This is a genomic window from Pseudomonas sp. SWRI92 (genome assembly GCF_014268685.1).
Lineage (GTDB): Bacteria > Pseudomonadota > Gammaproteobacteria > Pseudomonadales > Pseudomonadaceae > Aquipseudomonas > Aquipseudomonas marvdashtae.
The window spans coordinates 87692-105958 of record NZ_JABWQY010000020.1; the positions used below are offsets into that span (position 1 = coordinate 87692).

Below are 18267 nucleotides of genomic sequence, written 5' to 3' on the forward strand. Positions count from 1 at the left end.
ATGCGCAAGCGGTGGGGCTGGTGGTGGCTGTGCTTGATTCCTGCGCTGGCAACAGCGCAGGAGGAACCGTTGCGCCTGGCCTTCGACGGCGAACTGCTGCGAGTGAGCCAGACTCAAGTGCTGGACCGCCAGCCACTGCCCGATTCGTTGCAAGCGCCGCTGGGCAGTCTGTGGAAACTCTTCGTCTACGCCTGGCTGGTGGACACCGATGCCCGCGAGCCGGTGTATGAATGTCGCGGTGAATCGAAAGAGGAAGTCTATTGCTGCACCGCCGGAAAGAGCATTGGCCGCGACCAGGCGCTGGTGAAGTCCTGCGGCTTGTATTTCGAACCGCAACGCCTCGGGCTTTCGGCCGCGGGCTGGCGTGATTACTGGCAGGTCCGCCAAGCACCGAATTGGTTGTTGGACTTGCCGGCCTTGCAGCCGCAAACCCAAGTGCCTGTCGCGCAATTGCTCAAGGCGCTGGCCACGCTGCCGGCCCAGGATCAAGCCCGCCGGGTGTTACTCGACGTCGTGCTTGGCGCGGCAGACGGGCGAGTGGTCGGCCAGTTGGGCGGGCGTTTGCGGGTCAAGACCTGGAGTTGGCTGGGCGACCAGGGACCTGCGTCGCGACAGGGCGGTTTCGCCGGTTGGCTGGTTGACGGTACGCCGGTTTGGGCCGGTGGCCGCGGCACCAGCCAGCAAATCCTGAAGAACTATGGCGGTGGCCTGGCCACGGCCTTGCCATCCCGCTGGCCGGCGGAAACCGGGCGTTGCGTGGAGGTCGACCTGTTTGCCCGCTATCCCTTGCAACGGGTGATGTCCGGCGATCGCCCGGCCACGGTGGGTCAACTGCGGGGCGACTATCGCGTCGAGTTCACCAATGGTAATCAACTGGACATCCACAGCGATGGCGAGCTGTTCCTGATGCCCGGCAAGCTGGTGGCGCGCCTGGATCGGGAGGAATACGTCGCTCGGGTCTTGCAACGCGAAGCCAAGGCCGAGCCCGTCGAAGCCGCCAAGGCGTTGGCCGTGGCGATCCGCACCTACCTGCTGCAAAACGCCCAGCGCAATGGCGATTGCCTGAGCATCGACGACAGCAGTCATCGCCAGCGCGTCGCGCCGCGTCCGGCAGCGCCTGAAACCCGTGCCATTGCGGCTTGGACCAGCGACCTGGTGCTGGCCGGCACCGATATCACTTACCACTCCGACCAGGCCGGCCCGGACAAATTGTCCTGGGCCCAAGCCGTCGAGCAGGCCAACGGCGGCCAGCGTTATGACGCCATCCTGCTACACGCTTACCCGCGTGCCAGCCTTAGCCGCTGGGACAATCCGGTGGCGTCCTGCGAAGCGCTGCCCGCCGCCCAGGAATGGCTGCTGAAACAGCGACGGGGCTGGCGTGAGCGGCTGGAAAGCGAAGTGGGCTACAACGAAATCAGCGCTTTCGCCGTCTGCCGCGTTGCCTTCGGCCGGCCTTACGTTGACCGCGAGCGCCAGCGCATTTATGTGCGCGGCGTACTGACGCTGCAAGACCGTCTCGACCTCACACATGAATACCTGCACCTGGCCTTTGAAGCTCATCCCAACGGCCAGGACGAAACCTATATCGAAGGGCTTGCCCGTCACCTCTTGCTGGAATAGACCATGACACTCCGTTATCCACAGGTCTTGCTGTTGCTCTGCGCCCTGACCGCGTTGCCACCGGCCATGGCCGCCGACTCCATCAAGCTCGACACTCCCGTCGGCGGCTGGCGCAGCGGTGCGCCGGGCGGCGAGGGCGAAAGCTTCAGCCAGACCGTCAACTACCCGGCCTCGTCGGTCAACACGCCTGCGGGCCAGGCCGACACGGCCCGCATCAGCGGCCAGATCAAAGGAGCACCCAAGGACAGCAGCGCGCCGGGCCAGCTCATCGTCAACGGCGTCAGCCTGCCGCTGAAAGTGGATGAAGAAGGCCGTTTCGACCGCCCGTTCTCATTCCCCAACGGCAGCAACAGCGTTGAAGTGCGCAGCGCCGACGGCCAGCAGCGCCACCGCACGCAATTCCTCAACACCAGCGGCGGCGCCACCCCGGCCAAGCTGCGGGTCCTGCTGACCTGGGACAGCGACGGCACCGACCTCGACCTGCACCTCGTCACTCCCGACGGCGCCCACATCTGGTACGGCGACCGCGCCGTGGCCAACGGCGCCGCGCTCGATGTCGACGTCACCACCGGCTATGGCCCGGAAATCTTCGCCATGCCCGCGCCTATCAAAGGCCAGTACCTGGTGTACGTGAATTACTACGGCGGCGGTTATCGCAGTGACGAGGACGAAGAGGGCGACGGCGAACAAGTGGAGCAGGCGCAACAAGCCCTGACCACGGCCCAAGTCACCGTCATCACGGAAGAGGGCACGCCGAGCGAGAAGATGGAAACGTTCGTGGTGCCGATGCGCGCGGTCGGGGAACTGACGTTGGTCAAGAGCTTCAGCTACCCCTGAGCCCGCCCCGAACAGCAGTGGATGCAGAGTTAGTCGGCAGAGTTTTCCACCGTGGTGAGAGGTGATCAGTTGGATGAGATACGCTCCTGCGCATCTTGATAAGCTGCCTCTCGCTCACGCTTACCTATCGCAACTACGAATACCACGACTTCTTGGTCGATAACCTGATAGATCAAGCGATACCCAGCGCTGCGCAGTTTCAATTTGTAGCAGTCCGGGAGTTGTCGGAGTCGATTGGCTTCGACGCGAGGGTTTTCAAGTATTTCGAGAAGCTTCTTTTTGAACTGCTGTCGTAATGTATCGCCTAGCTTGTTCCACTCCTTCAGGGCACGTCGATCAAACTCCAGGCTATAGGTCATCCAGGCTTACCTTAACCCTTTGAGGGTTAGCGAGACGCTCCGTCACAACGGCAATGAGCGCCTCATCTTCCTCGCTGAGTAGCGCAGCTTTGAAAGGCAGCTTGCCTCGCTCCGCCACGTACTGGAGTGTTTGGCGTAGCAGCTCAGAAGGTGTAACGCCGAGCTTTTCCAGCTCGGCAAACGACCGCTGCTTGAGATCGTCATCGATGCGAATATTGATGGAAGCCATGGGGTAATACCTGTAATGACGTTTGGCGTTACGTTACAAGTGTCTCTTCTATCCGGCAAGCTTGGCGTTGCTGCTCCCGCTATTTCCAGACGAGTCGCCCTATCGCAAGAATAGCGGCCCGCCCGTCGCCTTCTCGGAATTCCCTCAACTTCCCGCCAGTCGATTCCACAGAGTCCGTTAAAAACCTGCAACAAAAGCCCTGCCCGGGAAAGGAGGCCAGCCATGCGCATCCATCATTTGAACTGCGGTTGCATGTGCCCGGTGGGTGGTGCGCTGTTCGATGGCTACAGTCGAGGGCTGACCGCGTGCCTGGTGTGCCATTGCCTGCTGATTGAAACCGACACCAACGGCTTGGTCCTGGTAGACACCGGTTTCGGCCAGCGGGATGTGCAGACGCCCGAGCGGCTGAGTCGTTTTTTTCGCGTGTTCAACAACATCAAGTTCGAGCATCGCCTCACGGCTTTGGAACAAGTGCGGCGCCTGGGCTTCGATGCCAATGACGTGCGACATATCCTGCTGACGCACCTGGATTTCGATCATGCCGGCGGGCTCCAGGATTTTCCCCAGGCCCGGGTGCATGTCATGCGTGACGAGATGGCGGCGGCGCGTTCCGCTGACGGCTGGATCAGTCGGCGACGGTTCCAGGCGCGGCAATGGCAAGGCGTCGACAGTTGGGAGTTCTACAATACCGAAGGCGACACCTGGTTTGGTTTTGACTCGGTGCGCGCGCTGGTCGGCGCCGAAGAAGAGGATATTTTCCTGGTGCCGCTCCAAGGCCACACCGCCGGCCACGCCGGGATTGCCCTGCGCACCGCCAATGGCTGGATGCTGCACGCCGGCGACGCGTATTTTTTTCACGATGAAGTGCATCGACCCGAGCGCCACTGTCCTGCGGGCCTGAAGTTCTATCAGTACATGATGGACACCCACCGCCCGGCACGAATCCGCAATCAGAATCGCCTGCGGGAGTTGGCACGGACCCAGGACGGGCACGTCGAGATTTTTTGCAGCCACGACGCCAGGGAGTGGGAGCGCGCCACCCTCCAGGCTCGCACGGTCCGGGTGGACTCCACGGCCATGCCCTCGGCAGCGGGCAGACAGTCTTCCTGACCCGATCCAACCTGAAACAGCTTTCCCTTTGCCCACGTCTCGTGGGCTTTTTTTGTCAGCGCTGCCGTTCGTCACCGTTTCCAGATGTTTCTTTCAACTTAGCCGTGGGGGGCAATTCTAAAAATCGTGTACCCCAATATCACTGCTTAAGGAGAAGGCCATGCCTGCTTCTCACGATCTTTATCAGGATTTGAATTGCAGCAAAGAGGCGGTTCAACAACGTCGTCAACAAGACCCGGAGCTTGATCGCCTGCTCGATGAATACACGGACGTGGATAACCAAGTGTTGGCAGCCGAATCAATTTCGGCGGGCAACGTCGAGGATGACGACATCCGCAGACTCAAGGAACAGCGCCTGGCGATCAAAGACAAGATCAGTCAGCAACTGGCAAACACTCAATAAGCGAAGCGTCAGACATGCGAACTCGACTGCCTTGTTACTTGATAAGGTTGTTGCTGGTCGGCGGGATGCTGTTGCTCGGTGGTTGCGACATGGTGTTGTTCAATCCCAAGGGACAGGTCGGCGTTGACCAGCGCAACTTGATCATCCTCTCGACGTTATTGATGTTGCTGGTGGTGGTACCGGTCATCGTCATGACGTTCGTTTTCGCAGTGAAATACCGCGCCTCCAACGAAAAGGCCAAGTACACGCCGGAGTGGGCCCACTCGCGCAAGATCGAAACGGTGGTCTGGGGCGTTCCGTTGGTGATCATCATCATCCTGGGCGTGGTGACCTGGAAGTCGACCCATGCCCTGGACCCGTACCGGCCGTTGGACTCGGACGTGAAACCGATCGTGGTGCAGGTCATCGCGGCAGACTGGAAATGGGTGTTCATCTATCCGGAACTGGGCATCGCTTCGGTCAACGAACTGGCCATGCCATTGGATACACCGGTGAACTTCAAGGTGACGTCCGACGGCGCCATGACCTCGTTTTTCGTCCCGGCCCTCGGCGGGCAAATCTATGCCATGGCCGGCATGCAGACGCAGTTGCACCTGATCGCCAACGAGGCCGGGGAATACCGGGGCATCGCCGCCAATTACAACGGGCCGGGTTTCTCTGACATGCACTTCCAGACCCTGGCCACCGATGCTGCGGGCTTCGACAAGTGGGTCGCCGATGTGCGGGCGGGGCACAAGCGCCTGGACAAGGACAGCTACGCCCAACTCGCCCGGCCCACGGTCAAGCATCCGGTGGAACATTACGCGTCGATCCAGCCGGACTTGTTCCAGAGCATCATCGATAAATACGAAGGCATGAACCGTTCCCGTGAAGTCGAGCATCGCATGCACGACATGCAGGGCAGCATCGAGCCTCCCGTCGGGGCTCAACGGAAAGCGCAGGAGTAAGGCATGTTTGGAAAACTGACGCTAGAGGCGATCCCGACGGATGAGCCGATCATCATGTGGACCCTTGCGGTGGTGGGCCTGGTGGCCTTGGCCGGCATGGGCGCCATTACCTATTACCGCAAATGGACCTACCTGTGGAAAGAGTGGTTTACCTCGGTGGACCACAAGCGCATCGGCGTGATGTACATCGTCGTGGCGCTGGTGATGTTGCTGCGCGGTTTCTCCGACGCGATCATGATGCGCACGCAACAGGCCATGGCGTCCGACGGCTCGCCCGGCTATCTGCCACCGGAGCACTACGACCAGATCTTCACCGCCCACGGCGTGATCATGATTTTCTTCATGGCGATGCCGTTGGTGGTGGGCTTGATGAACATCGTCGTGCCCTTGCAGATCGGCGCTCGGGACGTGGCGTTCCCGTTCCTCAATGCGTTGAGTTTCTGGCTGTTCGTCGCCGGTGCGATGCTGGTGAACATCTCCCTGGCGATCGGTGAATTCGCGCGTACCGGTTGGGTCGCGTACCCGCCGTTATCGGGCTTGTCCTATAGCCCCGGGGTCGGGGTGGACTACTACATCTGGTCATTGCAGATATCCGGCGTCGGGACGTTGCTCACTGGGGTGAATTTCTTCGTCACCATCCTCAAAATGCGTACACCGGGCATGACCCTTTTCCGCATGCCGGTGTTCACCTGGACGGTGCTGTGCACGGCGGTGCTGATCCTCGCGTCGTTCCCGATCCTCACTGCGACGCTGTTCATGCTCAGCCTCGACCGTTACCTGGACATGCACTTTTTCACCAACGAGCTGGGCGGCAACCCGATGATGTACGTCAACCTCATCTGGGCCTGGGGCCACCCGGAGGTGTACATCCTGATCCTGCCGGCGTTCGGTATCTTCTCCGAGGTGGCGTCCACTTTCAGCCGCAAGCGCCTGTTCGGCTATCACTCGCTGGTCTGGGCGACGATTGCGATCACGATCCTGTCGTTCATCGTCTGGGTGCACCACTTCTTCACCATGGGCTCGGGGGCGAACGTCAACGCGTTCTTCGGCATCATGACCATGATCATCGCCGTGCCCACCGGGGTGAAGATCTTCACGTGGCTATTCACCATGTACCGCGGGCGGGTGCGCTTTGAAACGCCGATGCTGTGGACGGTCGGCTTTATCGTCACCTTCAGCATCGGCGGCATGACCGGCGTGCTGCTGGCGGTGCCCGGGGCGGATTTCCTGCTGCACAACAGCCTGTTCCTGATCGCCCACTTCCATAACGTGATCATCGGCGGCGCCGTGTTTGGCTACCTGTGCGGCCTGACGTATTGGTTCCCCAAGGCCTTTGGCTTCAAGCTTCATGATGGTCTGGGGCGGGCAGCGTTCTGGTGCTGGATCATCGGTTTCTACTTCGCCTTCATGCCGTCCTACTTCCTTGGCTTCATGGGCATGACCCGGCGCTTGAACCATTTCAACGTGCCCGAATGGGAGCCATGGTTGCTGGCGGAGTTGTTCGGCGTCGGCATCATTCTCTGCGGCGTGGTCTGCCAGATCCTGCAGTTCTACTTCAGCATCCGCCAGCGCCACCAGAACCGCGACCTCACGGGCGACCCGTGGGACGGCCGCACGCTGGAGTGGTCCACCGCCTCGCCGCCGCCGTTCTACAACTTCGCCCAGCAACCGGTGGTGGAGGGCATCGACGCCTACTGGGGCATGAAGGAGCGCGGCCAGAGAACCGTCGTCGAAGCCGATTTCCAGAGCATCCACATGCCGCGCAACACGGCGATGGGACTGGTCATCAGCCTGTTCAGCCTGATCATGTGTTTCGCCCTGGTCTGGCATATCTGGTGGCTGGCCATCGTCGGGCTGGTCGCAACCATCGGTGGCGTGATCTGGCGCAGCGCCGATGACGACATCGATTACTACGTACCCGCCGAAGAGGTGGCGCGGATCGAAAATCAACGCATCAAGGCATTGGCGGAGGCTTGATCCATGTCCAATCTCGTCCAGCCAAACGCCACGGCACCGGAATCCGAACACGGGCACTCGGACGCCAGCTCCATGACCCTGTTCGGCTTCTGGGTCTACATGATGACCGACTGCATTTTGTTCGCAACGCTGTTTGCGACCTATGCGGTACTCGGTCAGAGCGTCGCCGGCGGCCCTGGCTCCGCCGACATTTTCGAATTGTCCTACGTGCTGACGGAAACGTTCATCCTGCTGTTCAGCAGCATTACCTACGGCTTCGCCATGCTCGCCCTGAGCGCCGGCCAAAAGCAAAAGGTATTGGCCTGGCTCGGCCTGACGTTCGTTCTCGGCCTGGCGTTCATCGGCATGGAAGTCCATGAGTTCCACAAACTCATCGCCGAAGGCTACGGCCCCAACCGCAGCGCGTTCCTCACCGGCTTCTTCACGCTGGTGGGCACTCACGGCCTGCACGTCACCACCGGCCTGATCTGGATGGCCGTGGTGATGTTCCAAGTGCAACGCAACGGTTTGACCACCGTCAACGCCACCCGCATGGGGTGCCTGAGCCTGTTCTGGCACTTCCTCGACGTGGTGTGGATCTGTGTGTTTACCGTGGTCTATCTGTTTGGAGTGATGTAGATGAGCAATCTTCAGAGCAGCGTCGATGCCAGCCACGGCAGCGCAAAGTCCTACCTCACCGGGTTCGTTCTGTCGGTCATCCTCACCGTCATTCCGTTCGCGCTGGTGATGTATCCCACGCTGCCCAAATCAATGACGGCCGGGATCGTGGCGGTATTTGCAGTGATCCAGATCGTCGTGCACCTGATCTATTTCCTGCACCTCGACTTCTCACCGCAACAACGCTGGAACCTGACGGCGCTGGTGTTCTCGACGGTGGTGATTGCGCTGTTGGTGGGGCTGTCGCTGTGGATCATGTACAGCGTGCATCACAACATGTTGGCGCACTAAATCGCCCTGCGAGCTGCCTTTGTGGCGAGGGAGCTTGCTCCCGCTGGGTCGCGCAGCGGCCCTAAGATTTTGGGTCTGCTGCGCAGCCCAGCGGGAGCAAGCTCCCTCGCCACAGAAACCTCTTCAGCCTCACAGGTTTATTTCACGTCCACCAATACCGAACCAGATGAAAGAAGATCGGCGCGGCGAAGCACACCGAGTCCAACCGGTCGAGCATGCCGCCGTGGCCTTCGATCATGTGCCCCCAATCCTTGACGCCGCGGTCGCGCTTGATCGCCGACATGACGATGCCGCCAGCAAAGCCCAGCAGGTTGATCAGCAAAGCGATGAGGAACGACTGCCACGGGTTGAACGGCGTGATCCACCACAACGCGCCACCAATCAGCGAGGCCAGGAAAATCCCGCCGACAAAGCCCTCGACGGTTTTCGACGGCGACAGGTTCGGCGCGATCTTGTGCTTGCCGAACAACTTGCCGCAGACGTACTGCAACACATCCGACAGCTGCACCACGATCACCAGGTAGGCGATCAGCAGTAGGTTGCGCCCTTCGAAACCAACAATGTCCAAGGTCAATAAGGCTGGCACGAAGGAGATGCAGAACACCGCGATCATCAGCCCCCATTGCACCTTGGAAGCGCGCTCGAGGAAGTGCGTGCTGTCGCCGCCCAAGGACGCGAGGATCGGCAGCAGCAGGAACACGTACACCGGGATGAAAATCGAAAACAGCCCGTACCAGTCGAAGTAGATCAGCAGGTATTGCAGCGGCAACGCCAGGTAGAACGCCGCTACCAGGGCCGGGTAGTCACTGCGCCGCGTGGGCGTGAGCGTAAGGAATTCCCGCAGGGCGTAGAACGATACCGCGTAGAACAACAGGATCACCGCCGCGTTGCCGAGCCAGAACGCGATGCCGATCACCAGCACCATGATCCACCAGGCATTGATCCGGGCGTTGAGGTTCTCGATGACCGAGTTCGGCGCGCCTTTTGTCCGCAGCTTGAGAATGAAACCGACCAGCGAAGCCAGCAGCAGAATCGCGCCGATCCCGCCAAACAACATCAAGGTATATCGATCCATGTCAGACGTGCTCCGGGGCCAGCGCCAGCAGTGCGGCGCGGCTGCGTTCAAGAAATTGCTCTTTGCTTTCGCCGTCCTCGATGCGCAGCGGCGCACCGAAACTGGTGGTGCACAGCAGCGGCAGCGGCAGCACCCGGCCCTTGGGCATGACGCGGTTGAGGTTGGCGATCCACACCGGGATCACTTCGACCTCGGGGTGGCTTTTCATCAAGTGGTAGATCCCACTCTTGAACGGCAGCAGGCCTTCCTCTGGATTGCGCGTGCCCTCCGGGAAGATGATCAGCGAGTCGCCGTTTTCCAGTGCTTCGAGCATCGGCTGCAAGGGGCTGTAGGACGGATCCTTGCGCTCACGATCCACCAGCACGCCGTTGAACACCCGGTTGATGATGTAGCGACGCATCGGGCTGGTTTGCCAATAATCGGCCCCGGCAACCGGGCGAGTGAGCTTGCGCAGCGCCGGTGGCAGCGAGGCCCAGAGCAGCACGAAGTCGCCGTGGCTGCTGTGGTTGGCGAAGTAGATCCGCTGCACCGGCGTCGGCGCGCAGCCGAGCCACAGGCTGCGAGCGCCGGTGACCATGCGCGCGGCGGAGGTGATGAGATTGGCGACCACGGGTTCGAACATGAGGATTCCTTGTCCTGAGAAACATAAGTATCTGCACAACGTTTACTGGCCGGCACCGATAACTGTGGCGAGGGAGCTTGCTCCCGCTGGGCTGCGCAGCAGCCCCAAGAGGCCTGTATTAAACACCCAGACCCGAGAAAACCAGCCAGGGACTCGCCAGGACGAAGCTCACCGTCAACAGCGCCTGAATAGCCACCACCCAGGCTTGGCGGCGAAGCAGTCGCATCGAACCATGGCTGCGCTCGGGCCATGACCGCCCGCCGCGCTCGACCGGTTGCAGGCCGAGATTGGCCAGGGCCGTGTCCAGCGCCTGGGTGCGTTCGGTCAGCGGTTTGCCGGCATCCGCGACGATCTGAAACAGATCGGCATCGAACGCCACGCGAAACGCCAGATATTTTTCCTGCATGCCGAGGACGAACACGCCGAAGCTCAGCAGCAATAGCCACGGATCGATGCTACCCACCAGCCATTGACCCAGGCCGATCAGTGCCGCCAACAGGGTCAAGCCGGTGGAAAACTGGTCCAGTGACTGACCGCGCCGCAACAGGCTCGCCACGGTGTGCAGTTCCATGTCGCTGCTCATGACCATGCCCCGAATCCCTTGGATAGTTGTTCCAACGCCTGGCGATGGGCCGGGTACAACACGATGCCCGGCCGGGCTTGGCGAATCTGGGCGATGGCCGCGTCGACACTCTCGGCGCGACCGCTGTCCAGCAACCACGCCGCCACGGCGGTGGCACTGCGCGAATACCCCAGGGCGCAGCAGACCAGCACCGGCCCGCGCTGACGCAGGCTTTCGATGGTCTGCGCGGCATTCAGGCACTGCTCGGCCGTCGGTGCCGTCAGGTCGAGCACCGGCAAGCTGCGATAGGCGATTGCCGTACTGTCCATCGACAACTCGGCGCAGAGGTCGAGCACGCCAGTAAACGGGCTGCTTTTAAGCGTCGCCGACGTAGGAATTCGCCCGAGCCAGACGTCATCCGCCACCTGATCCGGCTGCGGATGCTTGCGCGTCCACACGCGGGAATTGATCCAGGCCGCCGCCAGGTAGGGCGCCAACAACCAACGCACCGCCGGGCTCAACCGGCCATCTTCACGCTTCTGGAACCCGCTCGCGCCGAACACCAGGTAGTTCAGCGCGACCATGAGCACCGCCACCGCCGGCCAGATCAACCAGAGCCACGTGCCACCGAAAGCAAACGCCAAGGTGAAAAACGCCACGGCGCCCAGGCCATAACGCAAGGCCAGTTTCCGGCGGGTGGGGTCGTTCGTCAGCTGGACACTTCGCAGCGGACTCGGTCGGTCCAGCGGCCACAACCACACGCACAACCAACCGGCCAATGCGCCCGTGGGCACGTCGACAAAGTGGTGTTGATACGTGGTCAGCACCGACACGCCAATCAAGGCGAACCAGCCGTGCATCAACCAGCGCCAAATACCTTGCAGGTGGCGTTGATAGCAGACCCAAAGCACCACCAGCAGCGCGATGTGCAGCGACGGTGCTTGGTTGAACGGCTTGTCGAAGCCCGCCAGCACGTCGAACATCCAGCCGAACACACCATCCATTTCTGGCCGTGGGAAGGTAAACGTCAGCGGCCAGAGCAGGAAACAACTGACCGCAATCACCTGGGCCGTGAGCAGGCGCAAGGCGTGGCGCTTGAGTTCGTCGCGGCTGTTGGGCAGCAGCAGGGACAGGCCGTACAGCAGATCAATCGACCAGTACGGCACGATGGTCCACGCCATGAACGGCATATGGCTTTCCCACGCGAACACCAGGCTGCCAACGTCGTCGCGCTGGGACGTGATCCAGGTGGCGAAGCCGTAGGTGCTGAAGAACAGCGGCGCCAGCAACAGCAGCCAGAGCACCGCCGGTTTCAGCAGTGCCGGTTCGCGGGCCGGAGCAATGACGGCGCTCATTACTGCACTCGCTGGGCCAGGGAAACGCTGAAGATGCCCCACTCATCGACCCGCAGGGTGATCTTGCGGAAACCCGCCGCCTCAACCAGTTGATCCATTTCCGCTTGCGTACGTCGGCGCATCACCCAGGCCTGGCCGGCGCGGTGGCTGGTCAGGGCGCGGGCGATCAATTCCAGTTGCGGGTGCCATGGCTGGCCGGTGTAGACCAGGAATCCGCCAGGCTCAACGGCTTCGGCCAGACCGGCGAGGGAAGCGCCGACCATCTGGTTGTCGGCAAACAATTCGTACAAGCCGGACACCACGGCCAGGGTCGGCTTGGGCTCCAGCGTCGCCAGGTCCTGACGATCGAAGGCATCGCCTTTGACGAACTGCGCAATGTCACCCAGGCCTTTTTCAACAATCAGCGCACTGCCGTCGCGCACGTTGATGTCGCTGTAGTCGCGCAGCAGGATCGATTCCGGCAGCGGACTGACGCCTTGCAGCGCTTCAAGAATGTAACGGCCATGGCCGGCGGCGATGTCGACGATGCGCACCTCGCGGTCCTGCTCGCGCAACTTGCCCATGGCCAGGCGCAGCAACTCCTCGACGTGCAATTTGCGCTGGCGAATGCCGCGCCAGCCGATGGAGTTCAGGTAGTTCTGATCGATGACTTTGCCCAGCGCCGAAGTGCCGGTGGGGCGATTGCGGTAGACGTAATCCAGGGTGCTACCGGAGTCGAACCCGGTGTCGAAACCCAACTTCACGCCAGCCGACAACTTGCTGCCAAAGCGCATGCTGGCGCGGGTCATGCGCCAGTAAAGGTCACGCAGCGAATTGTGCGGCAGCGGCGTGGCCAGGGTTTCCGCTTCGGCGCAGGTCACGCCCAGGCGATCGGCATCCAGCAGGGAAGGGCGGTCCAGCGGGCGGGCAAAATTTTGCAGGATGAAACGGCGGGCGCTGGCAATGGCCGGTGCGCGATTCTTCTCACCGAGGGTGTCGTGGAAGAACCCCGGCAGGATGTGCTTTTCCTTGTGCAGGCTGCCCAGTCGCTCGAAGAACTGTTCCTGGGGTTTGCGATGCACGACGAAGTCGGAACCGGAGATCAACAGCTGCGTCGGCACCTGGATCGCCTGGGCATCGGCGACAACCCGGTCGGCCGCTTCGTACAGGCCCAGCAGCACGTTTACCGAAATCGCCTTGGTGATCAACGGGTCGCTGTCGTAGGACGCCACGCGCTCCGGGTCATGGCTGAGGAACTTGGCCTTGACGTAACTGTTGACGAAAAAATTGCCACGAAACTTGCGCATCAGCGCCAGGCCCGGACGGGCAAACGGCACGTAGAGCTTGACCTTGAAAGCCGGCGACGCCAGCACCAGCGAGCGAATGCGCGGCGCGTAGTCGTGGACCCAAGTGGACGCGATCACCGCGCCGACGCTTTGCGCCACCACGGCGATGTTCTGTTCGTCGATCTGATGCGTGGCGCCGATGTGATCGCAGAACGTCTGCACATCCCGCGCACTGGTGGCGAAACTCGGGCTGTCGCCGCGAGCGCCCGGCGACTGGCCATGGCCGCGCGCGTCCCAGGCGAAAAACTCGAACCCGGGCAAATCCAGTTCATCCACCAGGTGCGCAATGCGCCCGGAGTGTTCATGACCACGATGAAACAACAACACCGCCTGACGGGGTTCACCCGCAACAGTGTCGAGAGCCGGCCAGTGCCGGTAGAACAACTCCACGCCATCATGGGTGGTGAACGTCAATTCCTGGGCTTCGCGCATTGCAACTTCCTTATGCTGAGGGGGCGTTTTCCGACACTTGGCTCAGGCCATGACGGACCCGATTGACCAAGGTATAAACCAGCAGGGCGGCAACCACCGCCATCACACCATTCACCCAGAGCGCCCCGAGCCAACCCAGGGCAATACCGGTCGCCAGCACACCGAATACAAAGGCGCGATCACTCTTGCCCATCGGCCCGTCATAGCGCCTCGAAGCCCCGACCATCGCCCCCAGCACGCCGGCGTATTCGCTGAACAACGCCAACAGCGCGACCAACAACACGAGCAGAAGACTGGTATCGGCAAACAAGGCAAAAGGCAGGATCAGGGCGGCGTCGGCGATGATATCGCATAGCTCATTCAGGTAGGCGCCCAGATGCGATTGCTGGCCAAACTCCCGCGCCAGCATGCCATCCACCGCATTCAATGCCATGCGCAGGAACATCCAGACCGGCACCAGGACGAAAATCCAAGGATGGTTGGCGAACCAGGCAACCACCGCTCCCACCAACACGGACACGATGCCGGCCAGGAGCGTGACCTGATTGGCGGTGACGCCGTTGTTGTAAAGGCGCTGGACGGTGGGGCGGAGCAGATTCTGGAAGGCGGGTTTGAGTTGATAAATGGAAGGCATCTGGAATGAGATCTCGGCCGGATTCAGGAGCTGGGCTTGTTCAGGTGCGAGATTACGATAGGTTAGGGCTTTGCTGGTGGGTATTTGCTGGGAATGAGCGCGGGTAGGCATCTGGATGGGTCTTCGCGCTGGAAAATTGACTGCATAAGGACCGTTCACATGCTGCGAGTAGATTGGCTCGTCAACCACATGGATAAATGCAACCTGATGGCCGAGTGGCTTTATCGGGAGTTCAGCTATGAATTCGCGCACCAGTCGCTTGTCAGCTGGCAGGAAGAATTCTGTGCGGGGCAGCGTAATGGCCGGTGGAAATGCCTGATCGCCTTGGAGCACGATCAGCTATTGGGCGGTGCCTCGCTGGCAAGTGACGACCTGCCTGAGCGCCCCGAACTCGGCCCTTGGCTGGCCTGCGTGTTCGTCCACCCGGATGCCCGACGCAGGGGACTGGCCGCGCAGTTGATCGAAGGTATCTGTCGCCATGCGAAAGAGGCGGGGTCCAATACCTTGTTCCTGCACACTCACAGCCAACGGGATTACTACGCCAAGCTTGGCTGGGAAGTGCTGGAGCGCTTCGAGGCTTGGGGCAAGGAACAGTGGCTGATGTCGCGGTGTTTGTGATCGCGGTATGCGCGCTAGCCTCCAGCCCGCAACGGACCGCCGACCGGGACATACTCGACCGGCGCTTCCCCGGGCAGGTTTTTTATGGGGTCTTCGGCGTAACCGTAGCCTTCTTCCTTCAGGTTGATGGAATGCACGCTGTGCTCACGGGCGGTGCTGTCGGTGAGCTTGGTGAACAGACGGTGGTCGGCGGGGAGGGTGAAGCGGTCGCCGGGGTGGAGTTGGGCGAAGGTGAGGGTGGGGTGGTTCATGGTGGCGGGCTCCGAGGTTTGGTTGCTCTCTTTAGAATTGAGGGGATGTGCCGGGATTGGGTTCCGTTTTCTTACAGCCGTCGTCCTGAAATCCGCAGCATCGATAGCTGGCCGACATCGTCTTGCGCCTTTGCCTACAACTACGCCAGAATCCGCCGGCTTGTGCGCCTGGGGCCGCGTCGGTAGCTTGAGTCCTGTCACTGCTCATCAGTGATCGGGTTTAGCAGCTCGTGGTGAAACAGGTTGTGCAAGGCGTCATCCAGTCAGGATTCCCCCATCCTGCACTTGATGGTAGCTGTGCGCAGGGCGTCCTCGGACGCGCCGGTTTCTTGTTTCCCCGGTCTGCTAACCTGCGTACAGCTGCCTCCCATCGTTTAGCAGCGAGCGGGTGATGGCTCCAATGACAGGAAGCAAGACGATGGCAAAAGTTACTCCGAATCCTCCCGAGGCAGATGATCACGTCTCTCGTGCACAGTCCGCTCGCAACAAGAAAATCGACGATGCTGCCACTCGCGCTTTGGATTTCTATCTGTAACCTAAGCCCAAAAACGAAACGTCCGACAAGCCCAACACTATTTTTCGTATCGATCCTGACGTCGATTCTGAGTGTTTGCTTGCGAATTTGAGTGAGAACCTGGCTTCGGCTAATGCAATGATTAGCGATTTGGCGTTTGATCTGGATGGGTCAAGGCGACATATTGCGTTGGGGATTTTGCAGGTAATTGAGGTGAGTGAATTGTTGGCGAATCGGGTGTTGGATATTGTTGAGGTGAGGTAGAGGAAAAGCGTTACGCGTAAAAGATCTTCTTGGCGAGATCTTTTACGCGGCTAGAGTTCTACGATTGAAGTTTCACGTATATATGATGATTGCCGGAAATTTTGTAAAGCTTAAAAATTTGATGTCACGCTCTCGCAGAGTGAACGCTGAGCTATCATATATCAGAAGTAGGTGTCACAAGTTTTCGCCTATAGATTGCACCCATCGCTTGTGATAATCAAACTGAGTTTTAATGTCGGTGACTATATCCTTGTCCTCGTAATCAAAAATCTGAACGATATTCTCTCTGCCTGCGGCTTTGCCCCAGGAAACTTCGTAAGCTACTAATCCGTTGGCCATTTGCGAGCACATACGTGAAGGGTATACATTGATTTTCGAACCCTTGCACAGGAATTTAACATGGGGGAAGTCTTGTCTTGCCTTGCCGAGACACATGTAATAATCAAAGTCTGTGAATGTTTTTTCTGGCTCGCCCGGAATTTTTACTGTCAGGGCTATATTTCCTCTATCGTATTCAAGGGTTGCGTGATTGATTTTACCGTGAAGCTCAATAGTTATTTTTTTGATGGTCATTTTATGGGATTACCTGCCGGAAGTGCGCATCAGTAAACTGTCCTAGCTACTCTGCGTCCATAATTTTTCTATACTTGTCGAAAATGGCCTCAGCGTGTTTGTCGCCCGAGATAAGATTCTCGTAAAATAACTCGTCACTAGCCCATTCTGAGAAAACCAATTGGGTCTCATTTTCGCTATTGCTACTTTCTTTGAAGTTAAGCTGCCAGTGGGTTGAGAGGCGTTTGTCTGTGATCTCAAAAAAATCCGCAGCGACGGGGATAGGGTATTCGTCGTAGTCGTCGGGACATAGATATAACCAAGGGCAGTTATCCCAAAATTCAATGCCGTAGGCGACGTACTCTTTGCCTATTTCCAAATCCAGTTCGCCATCCGGAAGAGATATGTAGCGTTTTAGACGTTTGAGTGTTTCTGGTGAGAGCATGTCGCTGTTTAAATTGTTCACTATGCATCTAACTTTCATTTCTTGATATCTCCGGGTGGTACTGATGGATCATTGCCCCAAGGCTTTATGTCGTCATTGCTATGCTTTTTGAATTTAAAATCCATTACTTCGTCTGTACTCGGGTCCCAAACGTAATGCACTACGGAATCGTTTCTGTTATTGGATTTTGTCTTTAGTTCCCATTTCTCCATTCCTTTGAATTTTGGATCGTCAAGGCCCTTTATGATTCTTTTTCCGCGGTGTTCTTTTGCGGCCTGCAATGTCATCTGATCCTGAATACTTCTAGGATCTCGACTCCATTTGTCTGGTGTTGGTGAGGCCGGAGGCGGTGGAGACTCCTCATCCACCCCAACCTTAGCCGCCGGATCCTGCTCTCCAACCGCCGGCTTTTTACATCCATCACCCGGACAGTCGTCCAACCCCAACGGATCCACCCACCCCGTCGGGTTCAGGGTATACCGATACCCGTTAAGCCCTCCCTTGAGCTTGCTCGGATCCGCCGTCAGGTACCGTCCCGTCTCCGGATTGTAGTACCGGTGCCGGTTGTAATGCAGGCCGCTTTCCAGGTCGTGGTATTGCCCTTGGAAACGTAGCGGTTGATGCAGTCGGGGGCCGTCGCCGTGGCGCAGTTCGGTAAGTTTGCCGTAGCCGTTGTAGCGCGCGGCCCAAACCACTTCGCCTTGATGACTGGTCAGTTCCTGGGGCGTGCCGAGGTGGTCGAGGTGGTAGTAGAACGGCGTGGCTTTTTCTGGGCCTTCGCCTTCGAGCAGGGCGAGGGGGCGGAAGGTGCCGGGCTCGTAGACGTAGCTTTGGTAGTGCTGGTCGCTGCTTTCGGCGATGACCTGGTCGCCTTGCCAGATAAATTCGCTGGTCTGGTCGTCCACGGTCTTGCTGATGCGTCGGCCGAAGGCGTCGTAGCGGTAGGACGTTTCGTTGCCGTCCGGGCTGGTGACGCCGATGAGGCGGTGTTGGCTGTCGTAGCGGTATTCGGTGACCAGGCATTGGGCCGTGCCGCGGCGTTCGCGGACGAGGTTGCCGTAGGCGTCGTAGTCGTAATGGCGGTCGCCCTCCATCAATAGGCGGTTGCCCTTGAGGGTGGTCGGGCCGGGGCGGTCCTGCATCAGCAGGTTGCCGGCCGGGTCGTGGGCGAAGCGTTCCGGGGCTTGG

At 59.7% G+C, this 18267-nt stretch carries 21 protein-coding genes and 1 pseudogene; 10 read left to right on the forward strand and 12 right to left on the reverse strand.

All coding sequences use genetic code 11. The annotated features are described in order from the left end of the window. Together HU762_RS23800 and HU762_RS23805 are read left to right on the forward strand one after the other, a co-directional pair. The gene (locus HU762_RS23800; protein ID WP_186641082.1) at positions 1-1620 is read left to right on the forward strand and encodes a DUF2300 domain-containing protein; all 1620 of its coding nucleotides are present in this window, start codon (positions 1-3) and stop codon (positions 1618-1620) included. Between the two features lie 3 nt (positions 1621-1623). Continuing rightward, positions 1624-2457 (forward strand): DUF2135 domain-containing protein, encoded by an 834-nt coding sequence (locus HU762_RS23805; RefSeq protein WP_186641084.1) that lies wholly within the window; start codon positions 1624-1626, stop codon positions 2455-2457. 65 nt (positions 2458-2522) lie between these two features. Here the strand turns inward: HU762_RS23805 and HU762_RS23810 are convergent, their stop codons facing one another. Together HU762_RS23810 and HU762_RS23815 are read right to left on the reverse strand one after the other, a co-directional pair. Continuing rightward, a complete protein-coding gene (locus tag HU762_RS23810; RefSeq protein WP_186641086.1) occupies positions 2523-2816 on the reverse strand; it encodes a type II toxin-antitoxin system RelE/ParE family toxin in 294 nt (97 codons plus the stop codon). Then, on the reverse strand, positions 2806-3045 hold the full coding sequence (locus tag HU762_RS23815) for a type II toxin-antitoxin system RelB/DinJ family antitoxin (protein WP_186641088.1): 240 nt from the start codon (positions 3043-3045) through the stop codon (positions 2806-2808). Before HU762_RS23815 ends, HU762_RS23810 begins: the two co-directional genes overlap by 11 nt. Before the next feature lie 222 nt (positions 3046-3267). Between HU762_RS23815 and HU762_RS23820 the strand changes: the two genes are divergently transcribed. The 6 genes from HU762_RS23820 (at position 3268) to cyoD (ending at position 8430) form a co-directional block, all read left to right on the forward strand. Next, positions 3268-4155, forward strand: coding sequence for an MBL fold metallo-hydrolase (locus HU762_RS23820; protein WP_186641090.1), 888 nt, complete (start codon positions 3268-3270; stop codon positions 4153-4155). A gap of 160 nt (positions 4156-4315) precedes the next feature. After that, on the forward strand, positions 4316-4558 hold the full coding sequence (locus tag HU762_RS23825) for a DUF465 domain-containing protein (RefSeq protein ID WP_186641092.1): 243 nt from the start codon (positions 4316-4318) through the stop codon (positions 4556-4558). Positions 4559-4572: 14 nt separating this feature from the next. Continuing rightward, positions 4573-5505 carry a ubiquinol oxidase subunit II gene (gene cyoA, locus HU762_RS23830; protein ID WP_186641093.1) on the forward strand — a complete coding sequence of 311 codons (933 nt, stop codon included), beginning with the start codon at positions 4573-4575 and terminating at the stop codon, positions 5503-5505. A 3-nt stretch (positions 5506-5508) separates the two neighbouring features. Further along, positions 5509-7482, forward strand: coding sequence for a cytochrome o ubiquinol oxidase subunit I (gene cyoB, locus HU762_RS23835; RefSeq protein ID WP_186641095.1), 1974 nt, complete (start codon positions 5509-5511; stop codon positions 7480-7482). A 3-nt stretch (positions 7483-7485) separates the two neighbouring features. Continuing rightward, positions 7486-8100 carry a cytochrome o ubiquinol oxidase subunit III gene (cyoC, locus tag HU762_RS23840; protein WP_186641097.1) on the forward strand — a complete coding sequence of 205 codons (615 nt, stop codon included), beginning with the start codon at positions 7486-7488 and terminating at the stop codon, positions 8098-8100. Beyond that, the gene (cyoD, locus tag HU762_RS23845; protein WP_186641099.1) at positions 8101-8430 is read left to right on the forward strand and encodes a cytochrome o ubiquinol oxidase subunit IV; all 330 of its coding nucleotides are present in this window, start codon (positions 8101-8103) and stop codon (positions 8428-8430) included. Positions 8431-8572: 142 nt separating this feature from the next. Here cyoD and HU762_RS23850 read toward each other — a convergent pair whose 3' ends face one another. The 6 genes from HU762_RS23850 to HU762_RS23875 all read right to left on the reverse strand — a co-directional run bounded on the left by HU762_RS23850 (position 8573) and on the right by HU762_RS23875 (position 14435). Next, positions 8573-9505: a phosphatidate cytidylyltransferase gene (locus HU762_RS23850; protein WP_186641101.1), complete on the reverse strand. Its 933-nt coding sequence runs from the start codon at positions 9503-9505 to the stop codon at positions 8573-8575. A 1-nt stretch (position 9506) separates the two neighbouring features. Beyond that, a complete protein-coding gene (locus HU762_RS23855; RefSeq protein WP_186641103.1) occupies positions 9507-10127 on the reverse strand; it encodes a lysophospholipid acyltransferase family protein in 621 nt (206 codons plus the stop codon). Positions 10128-10245: 118 nt separating this feature from the next. After that, entirely contained in the window at positions 10246-10710 is a 465-nt protein-coding gene (locus tag HU762_RS23860; protein WP_186641114.1) for a hypothetical protein, read from the reverse strand. After that, on the reverse strand, positions 10707-12044 hold the full coding sequence (locus HU762_RS23865; RefSeq protein WP_186641105.1) for a phosphatase PAP2/dual specificity phosphatase family protein: 1338 nt from the start codon (positions 12042-12044) through the stop codon (positions 10707-10709). The genes HU762_RS23860 and HU762_RS23865 overlap by 4 nt, the downstream gene beginning before the upstream one ends. Then, the gene (locus tag HU762_RS23870; RefSeq protein ID WP_186641106.1) at positions 12044-13801 is read right to left on the reverse strand and encodes a bifunctional alpha/beta hydrolase/class I SAM-dependent methyltransferase; all 1758 of its coding nucleotides are present in this window, start codon (positions 13799-13801) and stop codon (positions 12044-12046) included. The genes HU762_RS23865 and HU762_RS23870 overlap by 1 nt, the downstream gene beginning before the upstream one ends. Positions 13802-13811: 10 nt before the next feature. Continuing rightward, positions 13812-14435 (reverse strand): CDP-alcohol phosphatidyltransferase family protein, encoded by a 624-nt coding sequence (locus tag HU762_RS23875; protein ID WP_186641107.1) that lies wholly within the window; start codon positions 14433-14435, stop codon positions 13812-13814. A gap of 159 nt (positions 14436-14594) precedes the next feature. Here HU762_RS23875 and HU762_RS23880 point away from each other — a divergent pair, with 159 nt between their 5' ends. Beyond that, a complete protein-coding gene (locus HU762_RS23880) occupies positions 14595-15053 on the forward strand; it encodes a GNAT family N-acetyltransferase (RefSeq protein WP_186641108.1) in 459 nt (152 codons plus the stop codon). A 14-nt stretch (positions 15054-15067) separates the two neighbouring features. Here HU762_RS23880 and HU762_RS23885 read toward each other — a convergent pair whose 3' ends face one another. Continuing rightward, on the reverse strand, positions 15068-15304 hold the full coding sequence (locus tag HU762_RS23885) for a hypothetical protein (RefSeq protein WP_045157348.1): 237 nt from the start codon (positions 15302-15304) through the stop codon (positions 15068-15070). 418 nt (positions 15305-15722) lie between these two features. On the opposite strand from HU762_RS23885, the pseudogene HU762_RS26810 reads away from it, so the two are divergent. After that, positions 15723-16082: pseudogene (locus HU762_RS26810) on the forward strand (DUF6124 family protein). Between the two features lie 174 nt (positions 16083-16256). Here the strand turns inward: HU762_RS26810 and HU762_RS23890 are convergent. From HU762_RS23890 to HU762_RS23900, 3 genes are all read right to left on the reverse strand, one after another. Continuing rightward, positions 16257-16655 (reverse strand): hypothetical protein, encoded by a 399-nt coding sequence (locus HU762_RS23890; RefSeq protein ID WP_186641109.1) that lies wholly within the window; start codon positions 16653-16655, stop codon positions 16257-16259. Between the two features lie 46 nt (positions 16656-16701). Then, on the reverse strand, positions 16702-17100 hold the full coding sequence (locus HU762_RS23895) for a hypothetical protein (RefSeq protein WP_346656881.1): 399 nt from the start codon (positions 17098-17100) through the stop codon (positions 16702-16704). A gap of 14 nt (positions 17101-17114) precedes the next feature. Next, positions 17115-18267, reverse strand: a 1153-nt coding sequence (locus HU762_RS23900; RefSeq protein ID WP_238340431.1) for an RHS repeat-associated core domain-containing protein, incomplete at its 5' end; no start/stop codon positions are given.